Source organism: Paenibacillus cookii (assembly GCF_018333375.1).
In the GTDB taxonomy this organism is placed as follows: Bacteria; Bacillota; Bacilli; order Paenibacillales; family Paenibacillaceae; genus Paenibacillus_AQ; species Paenibacillus_AQ cookii.
This window is the reverse complement of the sequence record NZ_BORW01000087.1, coordinates 1-1,380: the sequence shown is the minus strand read 5'-3', so window position 1 is coordinate 1,380 and position 1,380 is coordinate 1. Positions and strand designations below refer to the sequence as shown.

Below are 1,380 nucleotides of genomic sequence, written 5' to 3'. Positions count from 1 at the left end.
TTTCCCCATTCGGACATCCCCGGATCAAAGCTTGCTTACAGCTCCCCGAGGCAGTATCGTTGTTCGCCACGTCCTTCATCGGCTCCTAGCGCCTAGGCATCCTCCGTGTGCTCTTAGTAGCTTAACCATTCGACTCCTGTTTGCCTCGTTTCGCTCCGTTGTTTTGTGCTTCGCACAAAGCCAAAGTCGCTCTTCGATTCAAACACTCGTCTGCTACCTTTATTACTTGGTCTTCCAATGAAGACACAAGCAGCTATGATGAATTTCAATTTGACGCGAAGCCAAATTTAAAATCATCAGAAAAGGATATTTCTAAAACGCAAATTCGTTTCGTTATCTAGTTTTCAAGGATCAAATTGAATAATTGGTGGAGCCAAGCGGGATCGAACCGCTGACCTCCTGCTTGCAAGGCAGGCGCTCTCCCAGCTGAGCTATGGCCCCATAATAGGAAATATGCTTATTTAATTATATATGGTGGGCCCTAGTGGACTCGAACCACCGACCTCACCCTTATCAGGGGTGCGCTCTAACCAGCTGAGCTAAGGGCCCATATTCATTTCCTAATATACTCTTGATGAGTAAACCCATAAGGGTTTGCGCTTGGCAGCGTCCTACTCTCCCAGGACCCTTCGGTCCAAGTACCATCGGCGCTGGAGGGCTTAACGGTCGTGTTCGGGATGGGTACGCGTGGAACCCCTCCGCTATCGCCACCAAACGCATTTCGAAAGAGGTTTACTCCTTCAAAACTGACAACGAGTGAGATAAAAGCTTTACGAAGTAAAGCTCGCTTCGTAAGCTCTAGGCATATTTGAATGTTTCCTCGCAGGAAACGATTCTCCATAGAAAGGAGGTGATCCAGCCGCACCTTCCGATACGGCTACCTTGTTACGACTTCACCCCAATCATCTACCCCACCTTCGGCGGCTGGCTCCTTGCGGTTACCCCACCGACTTCGGGTGTTGTAAACTCTCGTGGTGTGACGGGCGGTGTGTACAAGACCCGGGAACGTATTCACCGCGGCATGCTGATCCGCGATTACTAGCAATTCCGACTTCATGCAGGCGGGTTGCAGCCTGCAATCCGAACTGAGACCAGCTTTGATAGGATTGGCTCCATCTCGCGACTTCGCTTCCCGTTGTACTGGCCATTGTAGTACGTGTGTAGCCCAGGTCATAAGGGGCATGATGATTTGACGTCATCCCCGCCTTCCTCCGGTTTGTCACCGGCAGTCATTCTAGAGTGCCCACCTTAATGTGCTGGCAACTAAAATCAAGGGTTGCGCTCGTTGCGGGACTTAACCCAACATCTCACGACACGAGCTGACGACAACCATGCACCACCTGTCTCCTCTGTCCCGAAGGCCGCCTCTATCTCTAGAGG

The 1,380-nt window shown here is 51.0% G+C and carries 2 tRNA genes and 3 rRNA genes; all 5 read right to left on the bottom strand.

Annotation, left to right across the window (positions count from 1 at the left end):
• Positions 1 to 127, bottom strand: a 23S ribosomal RNA gene (locus tag KI367_RS26675); the annotation flags it as partial.
• A gap of 238 nt (positions 128 to 365) precedes the next feature.
• Positions 366 to 441 (bottom strand) — tRNA-Ala (locus KI367_RS26670).
• Between the two features lie 31 nt (positions 442 to 472).
• Positions 473 to 549: transfer RNA gene (locus tag KI367_RS26665), tRNA-Ile, on the bottom strand.
• 49 nt (positions 550 to 598) lie between these two features.
• Positions 599 to 715, bottom strand: a 5S ribosomal RNA gene (gene rrf, locus KI367_RS26660).
• A gap of 128 nt (positions 716 to 843) precedes the next feature.
• A 16S ribosomal RNA gene (locus KI367_RS26655) occupies positions 844 to 1,380 on the bottom strand; the annotation flags it as partial.